This window comes from Paracoccus sp. (in: a-proteobacteria), from assembly GCF_030604785.1.
Taxonomy (GTDB): Bacteria; Pseudomonadota; Alphaproteobacteria; order Rhodobacterales; family Rhodobacteraceae; genus Paracoccus.
The window spans coordinates 35,610-58,085 of record NZ_JAUVVF010000019.1; the positions used below are offsets into that span (position 1 = coordinate 35,610).

At 67.9% G+C, this 22,476-nt stretch carries 24 protein-coding genes; 7 read left to right on the forward strand and 17 right to left on the reverse strand.

Features of this window, described 5'->3' with window-relative positions; genetic code table 11:
- The first annotated feature begins 40 nt into the window (after positions 1 to 40).
- Positions 41 to 475: a DUF983 domain-containing protein gene (locus QAR72_RS08095; protein WP_304616861.1), complete on the forward strand. Its 435-nt coding sequence runs from the start codon at positions 41 to 43 to the stop codon at positions 473 to 475.
- Positions 472 to 1,155: an NUDIX domain-containing protein gene (locus tag QAR72_RS08100; protein ID WP_304616862.1), complete on the forward strand. Its 684-nt coding sequence runs from the start codon at positions 472 to 474 to the stop codon at positions 1,153 to 1,155. The genes QAR72_RS08095 and QAR72_RS08100 overlap by 4 nt, the downstream gene beginning before the upstream one ends.
- Here the strand turns inward: QAR72_RS08100 and QAR72_RS08105 are convergent, their stop codons facing one another.
- The 8 genes from QAR72_RS08105 to QAR72_RS08140 all read right to left on the reverse strand — a co-directional run bounded on the left by QAR72_RS08105 (position 1,156) and on the right by QAR72_RS08140 (position 10,524).
- On the reverse strand, positions 1,156 to 1,926 hold the full coding sequence (locus tag QAR72_RS08105) for an enoyl-CoA hydratase-related protein (RefSeq protein ID WP_304616863.1): 771 nt from the start codon (positions 1,924 to 1,926) through the stop codon (positions 1,156 to 1,158). It lies immediately after the preceding gene.
- A 68-nt stretch (positions 1,927 to 1,994) separates the two neighbouring features.
- On the reverse strand, positions 1,995 to 2,474 hold the full coding sequence (locus QAR72_RS08110; protein ID WP_304616864.1) for a cytochrome c-type biogenesis protein: 480 nt from the start codon (positions 2,472 to 2,474) through the stop codon (positions 1,995 to 1,997).
- A complete protein-coding gene (locus QAR72_RS08115; RefSeq protein WP_304616865.1) occupies positions 2,471 to 4,438 on the reverse strand; it encodes a heme lyase CcmF/NrfE family subunit in 1,968 nt (655 codons plus the stop codon). Before QAR72_RS08115 ends, QAR72_RS08110 begins: the two co-directional genes overlap by 4 nt.
- A gap of 103 nt (positions 4,439 to 4,541) precedes the next feature.
- Positions 4,542 to 5,081, reverse strand: coding sequence for a holin family protein (locus QAR72_RS08120; RefSeq protein WP_304616866.1), 540 nt, complete (start codon positions 5,079 to 5,081; stop codon positions 4,542 to 4,544).
- Entirely contained in the window at positions 5,072 to 5,683 is a 612-nt protein-coding gene (locus tag QAR72_RS08125; protein WP_304616867.1) for a holin-associated N-acetylmuramidase, read from the reverse strand. Before QAR72_RS08125 ends, QAR72_RS08120 begins: the two co-directional genes overlap by 10 nt.
- A 93-nt stretch (positions 5,684 to 5,776) precedes the next feature.
- Complete coding sequence (ccmE, locus tag QAR72_RS08130) at positions 5,777 to 6,226, reverse strand: cytochrome c maturation protein CcmE (protein ID WP_304616884.1); 450 nt, start codon at positions 6,224 to 6,226, stop codon at positions 5,777 to 5,779.
- Between the two features lie 25 nt (positions 6,227 to 6,251).
- Positions 6,252 to 7,064: a glutamate racemase gene (locus tag QAR72_RS08135; protein ID WP_304616868.1), complete on the reverse strand. Its 813-nt coding sequence runs from the start codon at positions 7,062 to 7,064 to the stop codon at positions 6,252 to 6,254.
- 67 nt (positions 7,065 to 7,131) lie between these two features.
- Positions 7,132 to 10,524 carry an indolepyruvate ferredoxin oxidoreductase family protein gene (locus tag QAR72_RS08140; RefSeq protein WP_304616869.1) on the reverse strand — a complete coding sequence of 1,131 codons (3,393 nt, stop codon included), beginning with the start codon at positions 10,522 to 10,524 and terminating at the stop codon, positions 7,132 to 7,134.
- A gap of 161 nt (positions 10,525 to 10,685) precedes the next feature.
- On the opposite strand from QAR72_RS08140, the gene QAR72_RS08145 reads away from it, so the two are divergent.
- From QAR72_RS08145 to QAR72_RS08165, 5 genes are all read left to right on the forward strand, one after another.
- The gene (locus tag QAR72_RS08145; protein ID WP_304616870.1) at positions 10,686 to 11,591 is read left to right on the forward strand and encodes a LysR family transcriptional regulator; all 906 of its coding nucleotides are present in this window, start codon (positions 10,686 to 10,688) and stop codon (positions 11,589 to 11,591) included.
- Between the two features lie 291 nt (positions 11,592 to 11,882).
- The gene (gene purL, locus QAR72_RS08150) at positions 11,883 to 14,063 is read left to right on the forward strand and encodes a phosphoribosylformylglycinamidine synthase subunit PurL (protein ID WP_304616871.1); all 2,181 of its coding nucleotides are present in this window, start codon (positions 11,883 to 11,885) and stop codon (positions 14,061 to 14,063) included.
- On the forward strand, positions 14,060 to 15,202 hold the full coding sequence (locus QAR72_RS08155) for a bifunctional 2-C-methyl-D-erythritol 4-phosphate cytidylyltransferase/2-C-methyl-D-erythritol 2,4-cyclodiphosphate synthase (RefSeq protein ID WP_304616872.1): 1,143 nt from the start codon (positions 14,060 to 14,062) through the stop codon (positions 15,200 to 15,202). The genes purL and QAR72_RS08155 overlap by 4 nt, the downstream gene beginning before the upstream one ends.
- Positions 15,199 to 15,699, forward strand: coding sequence for a phosphatidylglycerophosphatase A family protein (locus tag QAR72_RS08160; protein ID WP_304616873.1), 501 nt, complete (start codon positions 15,199 to 15,201; stop codon positions 15,697 to 15,699). The genes QAR72_RS08155 and QAR72_RS08160 overlap by 4 nt, the downstream gene beginning before the upstream one ends.
- The gene (locus QAR72_RS08165) at positions 15,696 to 16,166 is read left to right on the forward strand and encodes a CinA family protein (RefSeq protein ID WP_304616874.1); all 471 of its coding nucleotides are present in this window, start codon (positions 15,696 to 15,698) and stop codon (positions 16,164 to 16,166) included. The genes QAR72_RS08160 and QAR72_RS08165 overlap by 4 nt, the downstream gene beginning before the upstream one ends.
- A gap of 75 nt (positions 16,167 to 16,241) precedes the next feature.
- Here QAR72_RS08165 and QAR72_RS08170 read toward each other — a convergent pair whose 3' ends face one another.
- The 9 genes from QAR72_RS08170 to QAR72_RS08210 form a co-directional block, all read right to left on the reverse strand.
- Entirely contained in the window at positions 16,242 to 17,282 is a 1,041-nt protein-coding gene (locus QAR72_RS08170; protein ID WP_304616875.1) for a threonine aldolase family protein, read from the reverse strand.
- On the reverse strand, positions 17,279 to 17,719 hold the full coding sequence (locus QAR72_RS08175) for a YcgN family cysteine cluster protein (protein WP_304616876.1): 441 nt from the start codon (positions 17,717 to 17,719) through the stop codon (positions 17,279 to 17,281). The genes QAR72_RS08170 and QAR72_RS08175 overlap by 4 nt, the downstream gene beginning before the upstream one ends.
- The gene (locus QAR72_RS08180) at positions 17,719 to 18,648 is read right to left on the reverse strand and encodes a bifunctional riboflavin kinase/FAD synthetase (RefSeq protein ID WP_304616885.1); all 930 of its coding nucleotides are present in this window, start codon (positions 18,646 to 18,648) and stop codon (positions 17,719 to 17,721) included. Before QAR72_RS08180 ends, QAR72_RS08175 begins: the two co-directional genes overlap by 1 nt.
- Before the next feature lie 95 nt (positions 18,649 to 18,743).
- Complete coding sequence (locus QAR72_RS08185; protein WP_304616877.1) at positions 18,744 to 19,613, reverse strand: TIGR01459 family HAD-type hydrolase; 870 nt, start codon at positions 19,611 to 19,613, stop codon at positions 18,744 to 18,746.
- Positions 19,613 to 20,530, reverse strand: coding sequence for a manganese-dependent inorganic pyrophosphatase (locus QAR72_RS08190; protein ID WP_304616878.1), 918 nt, complete (start codon positions 20,528 to 20,530; stop codon positions 19,613 to 19,615). Before QAR72_RS08190 ends, QAR72_RS08185 begins: the two co-directional genes overlap by 1 nt.
- 181 nt (positions 20,531 to 20,711) lie before the next feature.
- Positions 20,712 to 21,221, reverse strand: coding sequence for a CarD family transcriptional regulator (locus QAR72_RS08195; RefSeq protein WP_304616879.1), 510 nt, complete (start codon positions 21,219 to 21,221; stop codon positions 20,712 to 20,714).
- 329 nt (positions 21,222 to 21,550) lie between these two features.
- A complete protein-coding gene (gene fdxA, locus QAR72_RS08200) occupies positions 21,551 to 21,889 on the reverse strand; it encodes a ferredoxin FdxA (RefSeq protein WP_304616880.1) in 339 nt (112 codons plus the stop codon).
- A 37-nt stretch (positions 21,890 to 21,926) separates the two neighbouring features.
- Positions 21,927 to 22,232 (reverse strand): RNA-binding S4 domain-containing protein, encoded by a 306-nt coding sequence (locus QAR72_RS08205; protein ID WP_304616881.1) that lies wholly within the window; start codon positions 22,230 to 22,232, stop codon positions 21,927 to 21,929.
- Positions 22,233 to 22,476: hypothetical protein (locus QAR72_RS08210; RefSeq protein WP_304616882.1), on the reverse strand; the 244-nt coding region annotated here is incomplete at its 5' end.

The window sequence follows — 22,476 nt, forward strand, 5'->3', positions numbered from 1 at the left end:
GCGCCTAACCTTCGCGCCATGACATCAGGGGACGCATCGAATGGCTGACCGGGCTGCACAGGGAATGACGATGGCCGCACAGGGGGCGGCCGAGGGCGACCGCCCGACCGGGCTTGCGATGCGTCGCGGCGCGTTTGGCCGCTGCCCGGCCTGCGGCGAGGGGCGGCTGTTCAGCGCCTTCCTGAAGGTCGCGGACCATTGCCCGTCCTGCAACGAGGCGCTGCACCATCAGCGCGCCGATGACGGCCCGGCCTATCTGACCATCCTGATCGTCTCGCATATCGGGGCGCCGATCCTGCTGGCGTCCTACATGGCGTGGCGGCCGAGCGCGATGACGATGATCCTGGCCTTCGGCGCGGGCGCGATCATCCTGTCGCTGGCCATGCTGCCGCTGATCAAGGGCGGCATGGTTGGTCTGCAATGGGCGCGCCGGATGCACGGGTTCGGCGCCGAACCCGGCCGCGCCGTCCCATGACCGAGGCCGATCCCCCGATCCGCGATGCGGCCAGCATCATGGTCCTGCGGCGCGGCCCCCAAGGCGCGCATGTGCTGATGGGGATGCGCGGCAGGGCCGCCGTCTTCATGCCGTCGAAATTCGTCTTTCCCGGCGGCGCGGTGGACCAAGCCGACGAGGCGATCCCCTTGGCCCGCCCGCTGCCCCAGGCGCATCGCGCGCGCCTGATGGCCGAACCCCGCGTGGGGACACCTGCACCGGACGCCATCGCCGCCGCCGCCCTGCGCGAACTGGCCGAAGAAACGGGGCTGCTGATCGGACGACCGGGCAGCGGCGGCCCCGCAGGGTTTGCCGAGGCGGGTCTGGTGCCGGATGCGGGCGCCCTGACCTATCTCTTCCGCGCGATCACGCCGCCCGGCCGGCCGCGCCGCTTCGACGCGCATTTCTTCGTGGCCGACGCCGCCGACATCGCGGGCGATCCCGACGATTTCAGCGCCGCCTGCGACGAGCTTTCGCATCTGCACTGGGTCGCCCTGGCCGAAGCCCGGTCGCTGGACCTGCCCTTCATCACCGAGGTCGTTCTGGCGGAACTGGCCGAACTGGCCGGTCGGGCGCGGTGGGACGAGCCCCTGCCCCTGCCCGCCAGCGTTCCGTTCTTCGACAATCGCGGCCACGCGCCGCGCTTTGTCCAGATCGCCTGATCAGCGGCCCTGAAAACGCGGCGCCCGCTTTTCCAGAAAGGCGGTCACGCCCTCGACGAAATCGGCGCTGCGGCCCGCCTGGCCCTGCAGCCGCGCCTCAAGCTCAAGCTGGGCCGACAGCTCGTTCTGGGTCGAGGCCGCCAGCGCCTCGCGGATCGCGCGATAGGCACCGGTCGGCCCCGAGGCCAGATGCCGCGCCCGCGCCGTCACCCCGGCCTCGAAATCCGCATCCGGCAGGCATTCCCAGATCATGCCCCAATCGGCGGCCTGACGGGCCGTGATCGTCTCGGCGAAAAGCATCGCCCCTGCCGCGCGTGCCAGACCGATCAGGCGCGGCATCATCCAAGTGCCGCCCGCATCGGGAACCAGCCCGATCCGCGTGAAGGCCTGCACGAAAGAGGCGCTTTCGCTGGCGATGACCACATCAGCGACCAGCGCCAGATTGGCCCCCGCCCCCGCCGCAACCCCGTTCACCGCCGCGATCACCGGCACCGGGCAGGCCCGGACCGCGTGCAGCATCGGTTCGTATTCGCGCCGCAGCGTCGCTTCCAGATCGCGCGCCGCCGAGGCGTCCGTCAGATCCTGACCCGAGCAGAAGCCCCGCCCCGCGCCGGTCATCACGACGCAGCGCGTGCCTTCGGGCAGGTCGGTCAGGGCGGCGGTGATCTCGGCCCGCATGGCGCTGTTCAGCGCGTTCATCACCTGCGGCCGGTTCAGCACCAGCCGGGTCACGCCCGCATCGTGGCTCAGCGCGATGGTCTCTTGGGTCATGCGGTCCTCCGTTCGCCATGTCGGGCGATCATGCGCGAAACGGGCGCCGGGAAAAGCGCGACCCCGCGTCAGTTGCCGCGCATGATCTCGTCAAGGCGGCGACGCTCGGCCTCGGAGAGGCGGGCATCCTCTTCGGGTCGGGCCTGGGCGCGGCCGACCAGAAAGCGCCAAGCAACGATCATTGCGATCATCCCCATCAGCGGCGCCGACAGCCAGAGCAGCCAGTTGATCCCCTCGGCGCGCGGCTCGAACAGGACATATTCGCCGAACCGGTCCGCGACGTTGTCCAGAACCTCGGTATCGCTGTCGCCGGCGACCAGCCTTTCGCGCACGTAAATGCGCAGGTCGCGGCTGATCGGCGCGTTCGATTCGTCGATGTTCTCGCCCGCGCAGACCGGGCAGCGCAGCTTCTGCGACAGCGCGCGGGCGCGGCTTTCCAGGCCGGCATCCTCCAGCACCTCGTCGGGCTGGACCGCCATGACGGGCGCGGCGGGCGACAGCGCCAAGGCCAGCGCCAGGGCCAGCGCGTGAAGGACCGCGCGCCTCATTCGGCAGGCACCGCGCCACGGGCGCGCGCATCGCGCGCCGCCCCCGCCGCGACCCGATAGCGGCGGTCGGTCAGGCTGATCAATCCGCCAAGCGCCATCAGGATCGATCCGCCCCAGATCCAGTTGGCGAAGGGCCGGATATAGCCGCGCACCGCCCAGCCGCCATCGGGCTGCTGGTCGCCCAGGACCAGATAGACGTCGCGGAAGAAGCCGTAATCGATCGAGGCCTCGGTCGTCGGCATGTTCTGCACCGTATAGACGCGCTTTTCCGGGGTCAGCGTGGCGACCGGGCGGCCGTCGCGCGTGACCTCCAGCGTGCCCATGGCCGAGATATAGTTCGGCCCGTCCACGCGGTCGACCGAGCGCAGCACGATCTCGTAGGGGCCAAGCGGATAGGGTTCGTCGATCTGGGCGACGCGGATATCCTCGACCTGCCAGGCGGTGATCAGGGCGATGGCGATGAAGGTGATGCCCAGACCCGCATGCGACACGGCCTTGCCCCAATCGGCGCGCGGCAGGCGCGTCAGCCGCGACAGGCCGGAATTGCCGGTGCGGTGGACCAGTTCGGCGATCGCGCCGAAGACCAGCCACGCGCCCAGGCCCGCCCCGATCACCGCCAGCGCCGAGCGCCCGGTCGAGACCGCGAATACCAGCGCCATCACTGCCGCCGTCAGCACCAGCGCGCCGCGCAGCGGCCGCAGGCTGCGGCCGAGGCTGCCGCGTTTCCACGGCATGATCGAGCCGAGAGGCAGCACCAGCGCCAGCACCACCATGAAGGGCGTGAAGGCCTGATTGAAGAAGGGCGGCCCCACCGACAGGATGCGCCCCCAGACCATTTCCGCAATCAAGGGCCACATCGTGCCGACAAAGACCACGAAGGCCGACACTGCCAGCAGCACGTTGTTCAGAACCAGCGCCCCCTCTCGTGAGACGGGGGCGAAGACGCCTTTGGCGGTCATGACCGGCGCCCGGACGGCATAGAGCGTCAGCGCACCGCCCACGAAGAAGACCAGGATCGCAAGGATCACGATGCCACGCTCGGGATCGTTGGCGAAGCTGTGGACCGAGGTGATCAGCCCCGACCGCACGATGAACGTGCCGATCAGCGAAAAGCCGAAGGCCATGATCGCCAGAAGGATCGTCCAGCTTTTCAGCGCCTCGCGCTTCTCGACGACGATGGCGGAGTGAAGCAGCGCGGCGGCCAGCAGCCAGGGCATGAAGCTGGCATTCTCGACCGGGTCCCAGAACCAGAAGCCGCCCCAGCCCAGTTCGTAATAGGCCCACCAAGACCCGAGCGCGATGCCGATGGTCAGGAAGACCCAGGCCGCCAGCGTCCAGGGCCGCACCCACCGCGCCCAGGCCGCATCAACGCGGCCCTCGATCAGGGCGGCGACGGCAAAGCTGAACGCCATCGAGAGGCCGACATAGCCGAGGTAGAGAAACGGCGGGTGAAACGCGAGGCCCGGATCCTGCAGCAGCGGGTTCAGGTCGCGCCCGTCAAAGGGCGGGTTGCCCATCCGCCAGAACGGGTTCGAGGTGAAGATGATGAAGCCGTAGAAGGCCGCCGTGACCGAGGCCTGCACCGCCAGGACCCGCGCCCGCAAGGTAGGCGGCAGGTTGTTCCCGAACACCGCCGCCGCCGCGCCGAACAGCGCAAGGATCAGCACCCACAGCAGCAGGCTGCCCTCGTGATTGCCCCAGACGCCGCTGATCTTGTAGATCAACGGCTTCGAGGTGTGCGAATTGTCATGGACCAGCTTGACCGAGAAATCGGACGTGACGAAGGCCACAGTCAGCGCGCCGAACGAGATCAGCATCAGCATCAGCTGCGCCAAGGCGGCGGGACGGGCGCTGTCCATCCAGCCGTGCCAGCCTTTCGCCGCCCCGACCATCGGCACCGTCATCTGGAACAGCGACAGCATGAAGGCCAGGATCAGGGCCAGGTGGCCGAATTCAGCAATCATCGGGGCTACCTCTGTAATTGCCGGACAGCATAACCGTCCGGCAAGGGGGGCGAAAGGCCTCCCATGGTCGCCCTGTCGCGGAAGTGAGGCGCGGGGCTGCGTCCTAACGGCGCAGCGTGGCCGCCCAGTCCCGCAGGGCGGCATTGTCGGCGAAATCGTCCGCGGGACGCCCCGCGACCGCCTGATCCGGCGCCGGAACGCCACCGGCGGGCGGCTCGGCCGGGTCGGGTTGGCGGACCGGCCAGACACGGTTTCGCAGGTAATGCGCCTCGCGCGCGCCGAAGTAGAAGCCCACGATCGCCCCCAACAGCCACCAGAGCGGCTCGGGCACCATCTGCAGGCCCTGCATCCGCAGGCCAAAGCCTCCGGGCTCGACCATCGCATAGATGAACAGCCCCATCGTGCCGAGCGCCAGCAGCGGACGCGGCAGGCGGTTCAGGCCGTTCACGAAGGCATCGAAACGTCCTTGGCGCTGGATCAGGAATTCCTGCCCGTGCTGCGTCAGCGCGCGGGCATGGGCTTCCTCGTCCAGCTCCATCCGGCGGGTGGCGTTCTGGGTGAAGATCTCGGCCATGCCGGTGGCGGCGTGGCCAAGGGCGGTGACGGTGGGCGCGACGCCCAGGATGCGACCCATCACGCCCATGCGGCAACCCTCGCGCGGTGCTGCGCTTCCGTCAGGTGATAGCGGGGCGCGATGAATTCCTCGGCGCGGGTGATCCAGCCGCCCTTGCCCCCGGCCTTGGTGCGCGCGAATTTGCGGCTGGCCGGGCGCTGGTCGGCCAGCGCGTAATAGTAGTTGCGCCGCGCGATCCCGTAGGCATCCGCCAGATGGCTCGGCGCGGCCTCGGCGGCGGCGCGGGCGGCGGCGATGGTGCGCGGACCGACGATCCCGTCATCGGTCGCGCCAAAGCCCATCCGGGTGATCAGGCGCTGCAGGATCTTCACCGCATTGGTTCCCGCATTCACATACATGTCGAACAGGCTCGGCTGCAGGGCGACCGGCAGTTCGGCAAGCCTGGGGCGGCGGAAGTAATGTTCGACAAAGATCTGCTCGGCCTGGGCGCGGGTGAGCGCGCGCACATCCTGCACGTCGATGCGGCCGTCCCTGTTCAGGTCCATCCCGAGCGAGCGCATCGTGCCGATGGTGACACCGAAATTCGTGGCCCCGCCCGGATCATCCGGATCGTTGACGAAGCCCCCCTCGCGCCGCACAATCTCTCGTGCGATGTCTTCCACGCTTTTCATGGCAATCCCCGTGAAACCCGCCGCGCGTTCTCGCGGCATCGGGGGATGCTGCCGGGAAGGGCTTAACCCTTTCTTAACCCGGCGCGCGTTGCCTCAGCTTTCGGGGTCCTTGTAGTGGCCCGTCGCCTTGAGGGTCTCGATCACCTCGCGGGGCATGTAGGTCTCATCATGCTTGGCCAGGATCTCGCGCGCCTCGAAGCGGCCCTCGCGATACCAGCCCTTGGCGATGGTGCCCTGCCCCTCGCCGAAGAGGTCCGGGCGCGGCGTCTGCCCGACATAAGAGACGGGGATCTCGACCGCACCATCGGTCAGCACGAAGTCGAAGGCGACGCCGGTGCCGTTGACGATCGAACCCTCGACCACCAGCCCGCCAAGCTGGAAGAACTCGTCCGGATCGGGCGGCGCCTCGCTGACCTCGGTGGGCGAGCGGTAGAGATTGATGCCGTCGCTGAACCCGTATCCGATCAGGCCCGTCGCGATGATCAACGCGGCGGTCGCCGCGAAGATCACCTGAACACGGCGCTGTTTCTTCAGGGATTTCATGCCAGCCATGCGGCCCTCCGTTCCGTCACGCCGCCTCGAAGCGGATCGGGCGGCGCATGAATTGCGTGGCCTTGCCCGACACGCGCACCGGGTCGCCGGTCGTCAGATATTTGCTCTCGCGCCCCTCGCCCAGGAATTCGGGGCGGCGCTGAAGGTAATCGGCCAGGCTCTCGGCCACCAGCCCGGCCTGGCTGTAAACGGTCACGTTTTCGCCAAGAGCGCGCTGAAAGGCGTTTTCCATCAGCGGGTAGTGGGTGCAGCCCAGAATGGCGGCCTGCGGATGGGGCATGCGGCGCAACAGCGATTCGACATGGCTGGTGACCAGCGCCTCGGCCAGGATCTCGTCGCCCAGCTCGATCGCGTCAACGATCCCGGCGCAGGGCTGGGCCTCGACATCGACGCCCACCGCGCGGAAGGCCAGTTCGCGCTGGAACGCGCGGCTGGCCACCGTCGCAGGCGTGGCGAACAGGGCCACATGCTTGACGGCAACCTCACGCGGGGGGGAATTGTCGCCCCAACGACGCTCGGTCAGGGCCTCGATCATCGGCACGAAGACGCCCAGAACGCGCTTGTCCTCGGGCAGCCAGGTCTCCTGCATGCGCTTCAGGGCAGCGGCGCTGGCCGTGTTGCAGGCCAGGATCACCAGATCGCAGCCCTCGGCCCAGAGACGCTCGACGCCGCGGCAGGTCAGGTCGAAGATGTCGTCCGCCGTCCGCACGCCATAGGGCGCATGGGCGTTGTCACCCAGATAGACCAGCGGCAGGTCCGGCAGACGCGCGGCGATGGCCTGATGGACCGTCAGCCCGCCCAGACCGCTGTCGAAAACCCCCACCGCCATGTTCCGCCCCCTTGCTGTCGCGTGGCGCCTTCATAAGCCGCCACGCGCGCTTTGCAAATGATCTGGATCATTCGGCGGCCTGACGAAGCGGCGCCCCCCCTGCCCTGAACTGCGCCAGCAGCGCCTCGCGCCGGGCCGAGGCCTCATGCGCGGCCTTCTCCTTGACCGGACCATAGCCGCGCACCGACAAGGGCAGTTCCGCCAGTTCCAGCGCGACGGGCGTCGTCGCCTCGGTCACATGGGCGAAGATCTCGGCCATGTCGGCCTCGTATTCATGGATCATCCGGCGCTCCATCCGCCGCTCGGCCGTGTAGCCGAACGGGTCAAGAGGCGTGCCGCGCAGCCCCTTCATGGCCGCCAGAACGCGGAAGGCGCGCAGCATCCAGGGCCCGAATTCGCGCTTCTTCGGCCGCCCCTCGGCATCCTTGCCGCCCAGCATCGGAGGGGCCAGATGGAAGGACAGGCGCAGATCGCCCTCCCACTGGCGGGCGACGGCGTCGGCGGTGCTCAGATGCAGGCGGGCGACCTCGTATTCGTCCTTGTAGGCCAGAAGCTTGTAATAGGCCTTGGCCACAGGCTCGCGCAGGGGCGCGGGGGCGGCATCGACCAGCTTCAGGAACCGCCGCTTCAGCCGCTTGCCCTGATAGGCGACCAGCCGCTCGGCGCGGTAGGCGACCGGATCGACGGGCAAGGTCGCCACCTCGGCCGGGCGCTGCGCCTGATCGGGAAAGGCCATCGCCCAACGCCCGATCTGGAAGGCGCGCTGGTTCGCGGCGACCTTGGCGCCGTTCAGCTCGATCGCCTTCAGGATCGCCGCTTCGGTCAGCGGGATCAGTCCCTGCTGCCAGGCCGCGCCCAGGACCAGCATGTTGGAATAGATCGAGTCCCCAAGCATCCGCAGCGCCAGATCGCTGGCATCGAAGAACGCCACCCGCTCGCGCAGGCGCGCCTCGAGCGACAGTTTCAGCCGGTCGGACGGCACCTGGAAATCGCGGTTGCGGGTGAAATCTCCGGTGATGATCTCGTGATCGTTCACCACGGCGCCGGTGCGCCCCTCGGTCATCAGGCCGACGGTCTTGGCGCCCGCCGTCACGACCAGATCGCCGCCGATGACGCAGTCAGCCTCGCCGGTGGCCACGCGGATGGCGCTGATATCTTCGGGCCGGTTGGCCAGACGCAGGTGGATATGCACCGCGCCACCCTTCTGGGCAAGGCCCGCCATCTCCATCATCCCCGCACCCTTGCCGTCAATATGCGCCGCCTGCGCCAGCACCGCGCCGATTGTCACAACACCCGTGCCGCCCACGCCGGTGATGACGATATTGTGCGTGCCGCTGATCGCAGGCAGCGCGGGGGCGGGCAGCGGCGGCAGGTCCAGCGCCTCCGCCTTGGGCCGGCGCAGCTTGCCGCCCCTGACGGAGACAAAGCTGGGGCAGAAGCCCTTGACGCAGCTGAAATCCTTGTTGCAGCTGGACTGGTCGATCTGGCGCTTGCGGCCCAGCTCAGTGTCCAGCGGCACGACCGAGACGCAATTCGACTGGACCGAGCAATCGCCGCAGCCCTCGCAGACTTCGGGGTTGATCCAGACGCGGCGGTCGGGGTCTGGGAACTGCCCCTTCTTGCGGCGGCGGCGTTTTTCGGCGGCGCAGGTCTGGATGTAGAGGATCGCGCTGACGCCCTTGGCGCCCTCCAGCTCGCGCTGGACGGCCATCATCTGGGCGCGTTCCTCGAAACGCAGGCCCTGCGGGAACTGTGCCCGGTCGATGTCTTCCTTGTCGTCATAGACGACGACCAGCGGGTTGACCCCCATCGCCACGAGTTCGCGCGCGATCTGGGGCGCAGACAGCCCGCCCTCGTTCGGCTGGCCGCCGGTCATCGCCACCGCGTCATTATAGAGGATCTTGTAGGTGATGTTCGTCCCGGCAGCCAAAGCCGCCCGGATCGCCAATATCCCCGAATGGTTGTAGGTTCCGTCGCCAAGGTTCTGGAACACATGGTTTCTTGTGCTGAAAGGCGCCTCTCCGATCCAGTTCGCGCCCTCGCCGCCCATATGGGTGAAGCCCTCGGTGTCGCGGCCCATCCACTGCACCATGTAGTGACAGCCGATCCCGGCATAGGCGCGGCTTCCCTCGGGCAGGCGGGTCGAGCTGTTATGCGGACAACCCGAGCAGAACCAAGGGGTTCTGGTCGCAATCTCGGGCGCATTGTCGGCGCGGCGCACGGCGTCCAGCCGCGCGAGACCCGCCCGGATCGCCTCGGTTCCGCGACCTTCCTCGACAAGGATCGCGCCGATCTTCTGCGCGATCATCACAGGGTCCAGCGCATATCGGGTCGGGAACAGTTCCTCGCCGGTGCGGTCGTGACGCCAGCCGTGGACGCGGCGTCCGCGGCGATTGTCGAAGATCGCCTCTTTCAGCTGCACCTCGATCAGCTTCCGCTTCTCCTCGACGCAGACGATAAGTTCAAGGTTTTCAGACCATTCCTGGATGGACTTCATGTCCATGGGCCAGGTCTGCCCGACCTTGTAGGTGGTGAGGCCCAGACGCTCGGCCTCGGCCTCGTCGATGCCCAGCAGCGACAGGGCATGGACCAGATCCAGCCAGTTCTTGCCCGCCGCGACAAAGCCGATCCGCGCGCCCGGCTTGCCCCAGACGCGGCGGTCCAGACGGTTAGCGCGGCTGAATGCCTCGGCGGCGCGGCGCTTGTAATCGATCATCCGCGCCTCTTGCGCGACGGGCGTGTCGCCCAGGCGGATGTTCAGCCCGCCCTCGGGCATGGCGAAATCCTCGGGGGTGACAAAGCGCATCCGCTGCGGGTCGCCATTGACCACGGCCGTCGCCTCGACCGTGTCCTTCATGGTCTTGAGCCCGGTCCAGACGCCCGCATAGCGCGACAGCGCGAAACCGTAGAGCCCGAAATCCAGGATCTCCTGCACGCCGGCCGGCGACAGGACGGGGATATAGGCATCCACCATCGCCCAGTCGGATTGGTGCAGCACGGTCGAGCTTTCGCCCGTATGATCGTCGCCCATCGCCATGACGACCCCGCCATGACGCGACGAACCAGCCATGTTGGCATGGCGCATCACGTCGCCCGAGCGGTCCACGCCCGGCCCCTTGCCATACCACAGCGCAAAGACGCCATCATGGCGCCCCTCGCCGCGCAGTTCTGCCTGTTGGCTGCCCCAGATCGCGGTCGCGGCCAGATCCTCGTTCAGGCCCGGCTGAAAGCGCAGCCCGGCCTCGGCCAGCCGCTTGCCTTCGCGCATCATGGCCAGATCGACGCCGCCAAGCGGACTGCCGCGATAGCCCGTGACCAGCCCCGCCGTGTTCAGCCCCGCCGCCTTGTCGCGTGCCGCCTGCATCAGCATCAGCCGCACCAGAGCCTGCGTGCCGTTCAGCAGAACCAGGTCCTTGGTCAGGTCGAAACGATCGGCTAGCGAAAATTCCTGCTTGCTCATCCTGCACTCCTCCAATGCCTGATGCCTCTTCCGTAAGTATAGGTCAGAAACGCTGACCGACAAAGACATAAATTCTTGACTTGACGCGAGGGGGTTCCAACTTCAGTGAGAAGCAAGACCTGCAAAGAACGCATGGCAGGCATGACGGGATTGTAACGCGCATGGATTGGGACAAGCTAAGAATATTTCACGCGGTGGCCGATGCCGGCAGCCTGACCCATGCGGGAGATGTGCTGCATCTGTCGCAATCGGCAGTCAGCCGGCAGATCCGCGCGCTGGAAGATTCGATCGGCACGACCCTGTTCCACCGCCATGCGCGCGGCCTGATCCTGACCGAGCAGGGAGAGCTGCTGTTCGAGGCGACCTCGGCCATGGCGCGCAAGCTGGACGGCGCGGCCGCGCGCATCCGCGACAGCGAACAGAACGTCCTTGGCGAGCTGAAGGTGACGACGACGGTCGGCTTCGGCACGCTGTGGCTGGCGCCGCGTCTGGTCAAGCTCTACGAGAAGTATCCCGATCTGCGCATCGATCTTATGCTCGAGGAGCGCGTGCTGGACCTGCCCATGCGCGAGGCCGACGTGGCCATCCGCATGAAGGAGCCCAGCCAGTCCGACCTGATCCGACGCCGGCTGTTGAACATCCAGATGCGTCTTTATGCCAGCCCGGAATATCTGGCCGCGCGCGGCATGCCCGCCACTCTGGACGAACTGGCCCAGCACCGGCTGATCAGCCAGAAGCCCGATCAGCCTCAGGTCGCGGCGGGCGCGCGTCTGGTCCAGCAGCTTCTGTCGCAGAATGTCGGCTCGACCCTGACGGTGAACAATTACTTCGGCGTGCTTCAGGCGGTGCTGGCCAATCTGGGCATCGGCGTGCTGCCCGATTACCTCACGGCGGACCATGACCGTCTGGTCCGGGTCTTTCCCGATCTCGAATCCGGCGAGGTGCCGGTCTTCCTAGCCTATCCCGAGGAATTGCGCCAGACGCGCCGCGTGGCGGTCTTCCGCGATTTCGTGCTGGAAGAGATCCAGGCCTATCGCCGCCACCAATCCGAGGCCGGCCTCGAATAACCGCGCCCCGCGACGGTCCATCCGACTTTTGTCTGTAGCTATTCGGTAACTGCATGGCGGCTATGTCGCATCCGCAGCATGTTAAAACTTGAACCGTTCACATCCTGCACATAAATCGGGCTCAGAAGGCGATGCCTAGCGTATTCGCTCATCACCTTCTACCTCCCTGTTGGACTTGGGCCGGGCCTCGTGCCCGGCTTTTTTTTATGCCGCAACCCGCGCGGGTGGCCTTCCCCTGTCTGCGATCTGGCCCTAAAAGGCGCGAGAATTCACGCGCAGGAAGGGCAGGACATGCAGGAACCGACGATCACCCCGGAACTGATCGCCGCGCACGGGCTCAAGCCCGACGAATATGACCGCATCCTGCAGATCATCGGGCGCGAGCCGACCTTCACCGAGCTGGGCATCTTCAGCGCGATGTGGAACGAGCATTGCTCCTACAAGTCCTCGAAGAAATGGCTGCGCACGCTGCATACCGAGGGGCCGCAGGTCATCTGCGGGCCGGGCGAGAACGCGGGCGTCGTCGACATCGGCGACGGCCAGGCGGTGGTCTTCAAGATGGAGAGCCACAACCACCCCTCCTATATCGAGCCGCATCAGGGCGCCGCGACCGGCGTCGGCGGCATCCTGCGTGACGTCTTCACCATGGGCGCCCGCCCGATCGCCGCGATGGACGCGCTGTCCTTCGGCCTGCCCTCGCACCCCAAGACCGCGCATCTGGTCAAAGGCGTTGTCGAGGGGATCGGCGCCTACGGCAACGCCTTCGGCGTGCCGAACGTGGGCGGCGAGGTGCGCTTTCACGAAAGCTACAATGGCAACTGCCTGGTGAACGCCTTCGCGGCGGGGCTCGCGGATGCCGACAAGATCTTCTACTCGGCCGCCTCGGGCGTCGGGATGCCGGTCGTCTATCTGGGTGCAAAGACCGGCCGCGACGGCGTCGGCGGCGCGACCATGGCCAGCGCCGAGTTCGACGACACGATCGAGGAGAAGCGCCCCACCGTCCAGGTCGGCGATCCCTTCACCGAGAAGAAGCTGCTGGAAGCCTGTCTCGAGCTGATGGCCTCGGGTTCGGTTATCTCGATCCAGGACATGGGCGCGGCGGGTCTGACCTGCTCGGCCGTCGAGATGGGCGACAAGGGCGGCCTGGGGATCAAGCTGGTCCTCGACCACGTCCCGCAGCGCGAGACGAACATGAGCGCCTACGAGATGATGCTGTCGGAATCCCAGGAGCGGATGCTGATGGTCCTCAAGCCCGAGAAGGAGGCCGAGGCCCGCGCCATCTTCGAGAAATGGGACCTTGACTTCGCCATCGTGGGCGAGACGATCCCCGAGGACCGCTTCCTGATCCTGCACGGCAATGAGGTGATGGCCGACCTGCCGCTGTCCAAGCTCTCCTCCTCGGCCCCCGAATACGACCGGCCGTGGGTGGAAACGCCCGCCGCCGGCCCCGCGCCCGAGCTGCCGCAGATCGCCCCCATCGCCGCGCTCCGCGCCCTGATCGGCAGCCCCAACCACGCCCACAAGGCCTGGGTCTGGGAGCAGTACGACACCCAGGTCGGCGCCGACACGATCCGCCGGCCCGGCATGGGCGCCGGCGTCGTCCGCGTCCACGGCACCCGCAAGGCGCTCGCCTTCACCAGCGACGTCACCCCGCGCTATGTCAAGGCGAACCCCTACGAGGGCGGCAAGCAGGCCGTGGCCGAGGCTTACCGCAACCTGACCGCCGTCGGCGCCACCCCGCTGGCCACCACCGACAACCTCAACTTCGGCAACCCGGAAAAGCCCGAGATCATGGGCCAGTTCGTCGGCGCGATCAAAGGCATCGGCGAGGCCTGCCGCGCGCTCGACTTCCCCATCGTCTCGGGCAACGTCTCGCTCTACAACGAGACGGATGGCAAGGGCATCCTGCCGACCCCCACCATCGGCGGCGTCGGCCTGATCGCGGATCTGGACGAGCTGATCGCCGGCCTGCCGGCGGAGGGCGATCTGGCGCTGGTCATCGGCGAGACGCGCGGTCATCTGGGCCAGTCGGCGCTCGCCTACGAGGCCTTCGGCATCGAGGCCGGCGACGCCCCCCACGTGGACCTGACCGCCGAGCGCAAGCATGGCGAGTTCCTGCGCGCGAACCGCAAGGCCCTGCGCGCCGCGAACGACCTCTCCGATGGCGGCCTCGCACTCGCCGCCTTCGAGATGGCCGAGGCGGCCGGCCTCGGCGTCACGGTGGAGGCCGCCGACATCGCGCAGCTCTTCGGCGAGGACCAGGCTCGCTACCTCGTCGCCTGCGACAAAGCCGGGGCCGAGGCTATGCTGTCAGCCGCTCAGGCGGCCGGCATCCCCGTGGCGCAGGTCGGCCGCTTCGGCGGCAGCGACGTGACCTTCGGCGGCGACAGCGCCCCGCTGGCGGATCTCTCGGCCCTCTACCGCACCGCCTTCGCCAAGGCGATCCGGGGCGACATGCCCGACCACGCATGATCCGCGCGACGCGGGGCTTCGCCGCGATCGTCACCGCCGCCGGCCGGGGCACCCGCGCCGGCGGCGGGCAACCCAAGCAATGGCGCACCCTCGGGGGACTCCCCGTCCTCGACCGCGCCCTCGCCGCCTTCGCGGGTTTCGAGCGCGTGGTGCTGGTCGTCCACCCGGACGATCTGGCCGAGGCGATGGCCCGCTACGCCGGCCCCGTCACCATCCTCACCGGCGGCGAGACCCGCGCCGCCAGCGTCCGCGCCGGCCTCGAGGCGCTGGAGGGCCAGGCCAGCCACGTCCTCATCCACGATGGCGCGCGCCCCCTCGTCTCCGACGCCGTGATCCAAGGCGTGATAAACGCACTGGAAGCCGGCGCCCCTGCCGCCGCCCCCGCCCTGCCGGTTTCGGACGCCCTCTGGCGCGGGACGCAGGCACGCGTCATCGCCACGGCATCGCGTGAGGGGCTCTTTCGCGCGCAGACGCCGCAGGGCTTCATCCTCGACCGCATCCTCGCCGCCCATCGCGCCCATCCCGGGGACGCGGCCGACGATGTCGAACTGGCTCTGAAATCGGGGATCGAGGTTGCGATCACCCCCGGTTCCGAGGACAATCTCAAGATCACCTTTCCCGCCGATTTCGAGCGGGCCGAACGCATCCTGGGAGGTGCCATGGATATCCGCCTCGGCAACGGCTACGACGTCCACGCCTTCGGACCGGGCGATCACGTGACGCTCTGCGGCATCCGCGTACCGCACGATGCGGGGCTGCTGGGCCATTCGGATGCCGATGTCGGCATGCACGCGCTCACCGACGCCATCTATGGCGCGCTGGCGCAGGGCGATATCGGCCGCCACTTCCCCCCCTCGGACCCGCAGTGGAAGGGTGCCGACAGCGCGATCTTCCTGGCCCATGCGGCCAGCTTGGCCCGCGACAAGGGGTTTCGTATCGGCAATGCCGACGTCACCCTCATCTGCGAGGCGCCCAGGATCGGGCCACATGCGCTGGACATGGCCCATCGCCTGGCCGAGATCATGGGCGTGGATGCGGCCCGCATCAGCGTCAAGGCGACAACCAGCGAAAGGCTGGGCTTCACCGGCCGCCGCGAGGGCATCGCGGCCCTTGCCACAGCCACGCTGATCAAGGCATGAGCATGGCACGCATCGTCTGCATCTGGTTCGGGGCGGGCCTCCTGCGACCCGCGCCCGGAACCTGGGGTTCGGCCGTCGCCGTCGGCCTCGGCCTCCTGATCCACCGGATCGGGCATTTCCCGCTGCTGGCCCTCGCTACCATCGCGGTGACGCTCATCGGCTTCTGGGCGATCCGCGTCCACACGGCCGGCATGGCCGACCCGGACCGTTCCGAGATCGTGATCGACGAGGTCGCCGGCCAGTGGCTCGCCCTCCTCTTCCCCTCCTTCGGCTTCTGGATGATGGGCCTTCCGGCGGACAACTTCCCCTGGCCCGGCTGGCTCGCCGCCTTCCTCTTCTTCCGTCTCTTCGACATCTGGAAGCCTTGGCTCGTCGGCCGCGCCGACCGACGCCACGACGCCCGCGGTGTGATGGAGGACGACCTCTGGGCCGGCCTTTTCGCCGGCATCGCGACCATGATCGCCGCCGCCGCCTTCCACATTCCGATGATGCTATGACCCTCGCCGCCGATGTCCTCGACGCCGCCCGCGCCCGCGGCGTCATGATCGCCACCGCCGAAAGCTGCACCGGCGGCCTGATCGCGGGCGCCCTGACCGAAACCCCGGGCTCCTCAGATGCCTTCGACCGTGGCTTCGTGACCTACTCAAACGCCGCCAAGCAGCAGATGTTGGGCGTGCGCCCCGACACGCTCGACGCCCACGGAGCCGTCAGCGAAGAGGTTGCCGCCGAGATGGCCGCAGGCGCGCTCCGGCAATCGGCGGCGGGCATCGCCGTCTCGGTCACGGGCATTGCAGGACCGGGCGGGTCCGAACACAAGCCCGAAGGCCGCGTGTGCTTCGGCATCGCCCAGGCCTTCGGCACCCGCACCGAAACCGTCGAATTCGGCGCGGTCGGCCGCCACCGCGTCCGCGCGGCGACCGTCGAACACGCGCTGCGCCTGCTTCTCGACGCCCTGCGCGCCTGACGCTTCTTCGTTGCCGAAATACCCCGGGGGGGCCGCGCGGCACGCGCGGCGGGGGCAGCGCCCCCCTCCGCCCCCTCAACCCGCCAAAAGGCCCGCCATCCGCGCGACTTCGGCCTCGGGCGTATCCCAGGCGGTGACCAGCCGCAGCGGCACCAGATCAAGCCCCTCGACCGGCCGATCCGTCCACAGGTGATACAACGCCCCAGCCGCGCGGGCCCGTTCATGGGCTTCGGCGGGAATCTCGGCAAAGACCGCGTTCGACTGGACCGGCGCCAGCAGCCGGCCGCCGCCCGCCGTCACCGCCTCGGCCAATGCCTGTGCCTTGGCATTGGCGCAGGCCGCCAGTTGCAGCCACAACCCGTCCTCGATCAGCGCCAGCATCTGCGCGGCAAGGAAACGCTGCTTGGAAAACACATGGCCCGCCTGCTTGCAACGATAATCGAAGCCCTCGGCATGGGCCGGATCGAAGAACAGGACGGCCTCGGCCGCCATCGCGCCGTTCTTGGTCCCGCCCAGGCACAGCGCATCCACCCCGGCCCGCCAGGTCATCTCCGCCGCGCTGCACCCGGCCGAGGCGACGGCGTTGGCAAAGCGCGCCCCGTCCATATGCAGGGGCAGCCCGGCCTCATGCGCGACCCGGGCCAGCGCCGCGACCTCGTCCGGCGCATAGACTGTGCCCCATTCGGTCGCGTTGGTGATCGAGACCATTGCGTTCCGGCCGCCATTCAGCCCCGCGCCCGCCCCGGCCTCCAGCGCTTTCCGCAGCGTCTCGGGCGTCAGCTTGCCGTCCGCACCCGGCAGCGTCACCAGCTTGGCGCCATGGGCGTAGAATTCCGGCGCGCCGCATTCGCTCGTCTCGATATGCGCGTCCTCGTGGCAATAGATCCGCCCGAAGGACGGCGCCAGCTGCGCGCAGACCAGCGCATTGGCCGCCGTGCCGGTCGCCACGAAGCGCACCACCGCATCGGGCGCCTCCAGCGCGTCGCGGATCACGGCCTCGGCGCGCGCCGTGACGGGATCGGCGCCGTAACCCATGACCGCACCCTCATTCGCGCGCGCCAGAGCCGCCAGAACCGCCGGATGCGCGCCCCAGGAATTGTCCGAGGCGAAGTTCACGACAGGTCCTCGATGATGTAATCCTCCCAGTCATCCTCGGTGACGGTCACCTCGCTGACGGTCCAGCCGCGCACGCTGGCGCCTGCGCGATGCACCGCCTCGGGATCGCCCGAGACCAGATGATGCCAGTCATAGAGCGGCTTGCCCTCGGCCCGCAGGCGATAGGCGCAGGTCGCGGGCAGCCACCAAGCGATCTGGCCCAGCTTCTCGGGGGTCAGGACGACGCAATCGGGCACGAATTGGTGGCGGTTCGGATAGCTGGTGCAGCGGCAGGTCTGGCCGTCCAGCAGCTTGCAGGCGACGCGGGTAAAGGCCAGCTCGTCCGTATCCTCGAACTCGATCTTGTTCAGGCAGCATTTGCCGCAGCCGTCGCACAACGCCTCCCATTCAGGGCGGGTCAGCTCGTCCAGCGGCAATTCCCAGAAACGCGGCGGCATCAGCCGCCTGCCAGCACGCGCCGCGCCTGATCGGCATCGCGTGCGATCTGGTCGATCAGCGCGGGCAGGCCGTCAAAGCGCAGCTCGTCGCGCAGGAACTCGACCAGCGCGACCGACAGGTGCTGCCCATAAAGATCGCCCGAAAAGTCGAACAGATGCACCTCGAGGTTGGGGGCGTTCTCGCCGAACATCGGGCGCACCCCGAGCGAGGCGACCCCCTGGCAGGACAGCCGGTCCGGCCCGGTCAGCACATCGACCAGAACCGCATAGACGCCCAGACGCGGCAGGTGCAGCCCCTCCATCGCCATATTGGCGGTGGGCCAGCCCAGTTCGCGCCCGCGCTTGGCGCCGTGGACGACCTCGCCCTCGATCCGGTGCCAATGGCCCAGCATCCGCTCGGCATCGCGGGTGCGTCCCTCGGTCAGCGCCTGCCGGATCGCGGTCGAGCTGTATTCAGCGCCCGCGTCCCCGACCAGGGGCAGGATCGTGACCCCGAAGCCAAGCGTGCGCCCCAGATCGGCCAGTGTCTGCGCAGTCCCGGCGCGATCCTTGCCGAAGCAGAAATCCGCGCCCACCGTGACATGGGCCGCGCCCAGCCCCTCGGCCAGGACATCGCGGGCAAAGGCTTCGGGCGTCAGGCCCGCAAGAACCGCGCTGAAGGGCAATTCGTAAAGATGCTCGACCCCCAGGCGGGCCAGCCGGTTCGCGCGTGCCTCGGCATTCATCAGCCGGAAGGCAGGCGCGTCGGGGGCAAAGAACTGACGCGGATGGGGCTCGAATGTCAGCACGCCCAGAGGCGCGTCCGAGGCCGCCCGTGCCGCCTCGATCACCGCCCGGTGGCCGCGATGGACGCCATCGAAATTGCCCATGGCCAGACTGGCCCCACGGGCCGAAGCGGTCAATCCGGTCCAGTCACGATGGATCTGCAAGGCCAGCCCTCTAGTCATGGCCGCATGCGGCCCGTTCCGGCATTGCATATCGCGCAGGGCGGGCCGGGTTGCAAGAGAGCGGCCCGCCGCAGCCCTCAGCGCAGCCGTCCGATGGCGTAGCGCGGCGCCAGTTCCTGCACCGACAGCCATTCCTGCAAGGCGACGGGATCGGGATTCTCGACATCGGGCCCGAAGGCCTCGGCCGCCAGACCGCCGGTCACGAACAGGGCGTCGATCCCTTCCTGAGCCGCGCCCTTGATGTCGGTGGCGATCCCGTCGCCCACCGCCAGGATGCGCGCATCCTCGCCCAGATCCATCAGGCGGCGGGCGCGGTCATAGATGGGCGGATGGGGTTTGCCGAAATAGAAGGCCTTGCCGCCCAGGCTTTCGTAGAATTCGGCCAGCGCGCCTGCGCAGTATATCCGCGTCTCTCCCAGATCCACCACGATGTCGGGATTGGCGCAGAGCATCGGCAGGCCGCGTTCGCGCGCCAGCAGGAAGCGGGCGCGGTAATCCTCGGGCGTCTCGGTCCGCTCGTCAAAGGGGCCGGAGGCGACGATGCCCTCGGCCTCTTCCAGCGGGACGCGCGTGATCGGCGGGGCATCCGCGAATTCGGGCGGGATGTCGGTGAAGAACCCCTCGTCCTTGTCCAGGCCGATATGCCAGACCTTGCGGCCGACCGCGCCGGCGAACATCGCCTCTTGCGCGGCGTCGCCCGAGCTGACGACCAGATCCCAGGCGTCGCGCGGCACGCCCATGCGGTCGAGCTGCTCGATCACATAGCGGTTGGGACGCGGCGCATTGGTCATCAGGCAGACCTGCCCGCCCGCCCTGCGGAAGGATTGCAGCGCCGCCACGGCCTCGGGCCAGGGCTGCCTGCCATTGTGCAGACAGCCCCAGAGATCGCAGAACAGCGCATCATAGCCATCCGCGATGTCGGACAGCGCGCCGATGATCTGCGTCATCAGACGGCCAGCGCCGGCAGGATCTGCTTCTTGCGGCTCATGATGCCGGGCAGGACGACGCTGTCGCCGGTGACGGTCGCGGCAAAGCTGCGCTCGGCCACGGATTTGACGAAGTCGTTCGGGACCAGAAGCGTGGCTTCCTCGCGCAGGATGTCCACGATGAACAGCAGCACCTCGTCGGCGCCGTCATCGGACGCGACCTTGGGCATCGCCGCCAGCAGAGCGGTCTTGCGATCCAGCAGGACCTGCGGTGCGGTCGTTTCCAGCACCGAGACGCGCAGCTTCTTGCCGCCCAGTTCGTATTCCTTGCTGTCCATCCGCAGCAGGGCCTCTTCCGAGAAGGCGCTGACATCGGATTTCGCCGCGAACATCTCGGCTGCGTAATCGGCGATGACGATGCCCAGATCGGCGGCCAGCTTCTCGGCCACGGCGCGATCATGGGGCGTGGTGGTCGGGCTGCGGAATTCCAGCGTATCCGACAGGATGCAGGTCAGCATCGCGCCCTTGATGGATTGCGGTGCGCGGGCCATGTCCTCGCCGATCAGGTCGTGCATGATCGTGGCGGTGCAGGCCAGCGGACGGACGGTGATGTTGATCGGACCGCGCGTCTTGATGCCACCCGCCAGCAGGTGGTGGTCGATGATCTCGATCACGTCGGCGTCGTTGATCGAGGCGGGCAGCTCGCCGGGATTGTTCGTGTCGACGACCACGCATTGATCGCCCTTGGCGACGTCCTGGATGATGCGCGGCTTCGGCAGGTCCCACCGGTTCAGCATCCACGACGCCTCGGTATTGGGCTCGCCCTGCAGGACGGCCTCGGCCGGCTGCTTGCGGACCTCGTTCAGGTACCAGGCCCAGATGATGGGCGAGCCGGTGGAGTCTGTGTCAGGGGCGGTGTGGCCGAAGACCTTGATCATGGGAAAGCGCCTCTTGCTTCATGCGTCACTTGACCGCGCTTATAGGTAAGCCCGCGCGGCTTGTCCACGACCGCACGGGCACGCCCCGGCCCTGTCGCGCGACCGTCACCCGGCCCCTGCGATCCGAGCCACGCAAAAGGGGCGCCCGGTCGGGGCGCCCCTTGAAAGGATCGCGCAGGCGTCAGGCGGCGCGCGAGGTCAGCACCTCTTCGACGCGTTTCTGGGCGCCACCCTCGTCCAGACCGCCGACGGCGGCGACTTCGCGGGTCAGGCGGTCCAGAGCGGCCTCGTAAAGCTGGCGCTCGGAATAGGATTGCTCGCGCTGATCGTCATTGCGGTGCAGGTCGCGCACGACCTCGGCAATGGCCATCAGATCGCCGGAATTGATCTTCTGCTCGTATTCCTGCGCGCGGCGCGACCACATGGCGCGCTTGACGCGGGCCTTGCCCTTCAGCGTCTCCAGCGCGCGGTCGATCAGGTCCGGCGAGGACAGGCTGCGCATGCCGATCTCGCTGGCGCGGGCGGTCGGCACGCGCAGGGTCATCTTGTCCTTGTCGAACGAGATGACGAACATCTCAAGCCGCAGCCCCGCGACTTCCTGCTCTTCGATCGACACGATCCGGCCGACACCATGGGCCGGATAGACGACGAAATCATCGGGGCGGAATTCGTTCTTCTTGGTTTTCGACATCTGGCTTCCTCTGCATGCGCCCCGTCAGGGGCACAAAAAAACCGCAAGCGGCGGGGGCCACCTTCGGTCCGTTTTCCTGTCTGTCTGTCAATCCGGCCCGGCAGAGGGCCCGGATAAGGCAGCTTTGCAGCACAAACTAACCCAGCCTCTGACAAGCGGTCAGCAGCGCGATAGGCCGGAACATAACACAAAAATGACGCGCAAGAAAGCGCCCGTTAGGGGCGCCTTGCGCATGGCTGGCCTGCGGATTTCGCCAGATCGGCCAAGATGTTGCAATCGGCGTGCCAGGGCGGAGCGGACTGCCCCTGCCCTTTCGCGCCGAATCGCCCTCAGTCGCCCGCGCCGGGCGCTTCCGAGAAATACTTGTCCAGCTTGCCGTCCACGCCATCCATTTCGGTCGCGGTGGGCAGCGGGTCCTTCTTGCGAGTGATCACCGGCCAGAGTTCGGAGTACTTGCGGTTGAACTCGACCCATTTCTCCATGTCCGGCTCGGTATCCGGGCGGATCGCGTCGGCGGGGCATTCGGGTTCGCAGACGCCGCAATCGATGCATTCGTCGGGATGGATGACCAGCGTGTTCTCGCCCTCGTAGAAGCAGTCAACAGGGCAAACCTCGACACAGTCGGTATATTTGCACATGATGCAGTTGTCGGTCACGACATAGGTCATCTGGCGCGCTCTTTTCGTGCGTGGCTGTTCAGGGGCTTCACCTAGTCCCTTCGGACGGATCAATCAACCCGTCGGAAAGATCACGGTAGAGGCCCTGCGCCTCGGAGGCGGGGCCGCGACGATGGCCCAGTTCCAGCACCTGCAGAACCCGCACCCGGCCATGGGCAGAGATCACCACCTCGTCGCCCGGCCTGACGGCGCGATGGGGCTTGAGGCAGGGCTGGCCGTTCACGCGGATGCCGCCGCCCGCGATGCGATCAGCGGCAAGGGCGCGGGACTTGAAGACCCGCGCCTGAAAGAGCCACTTGTCCAGGCGCAGACCCGGATCGGCGGCGGTGCTCACCTATTTGCGGTCCTTCAGCGCCGCAAGGATCGCGAAGGGGCTGTCGGGATCGGCCTTCTTCTCGGGGCGCGAGGAGAAGGTCTTGGGCCCCTGCCCGCCCGGCTTGCCGCCCGATTTCGGACCGCCGGGCTTGCCCTTGCGATCGTGGCGCTGGCCATCGCCACGCCCGCTCTGAGCCTGATCGCTGTCGCGGCCCCGTGCGGGCTTGCCCTGCGGACGGCGCTGGCCGTCGCGGCCCTCGCGC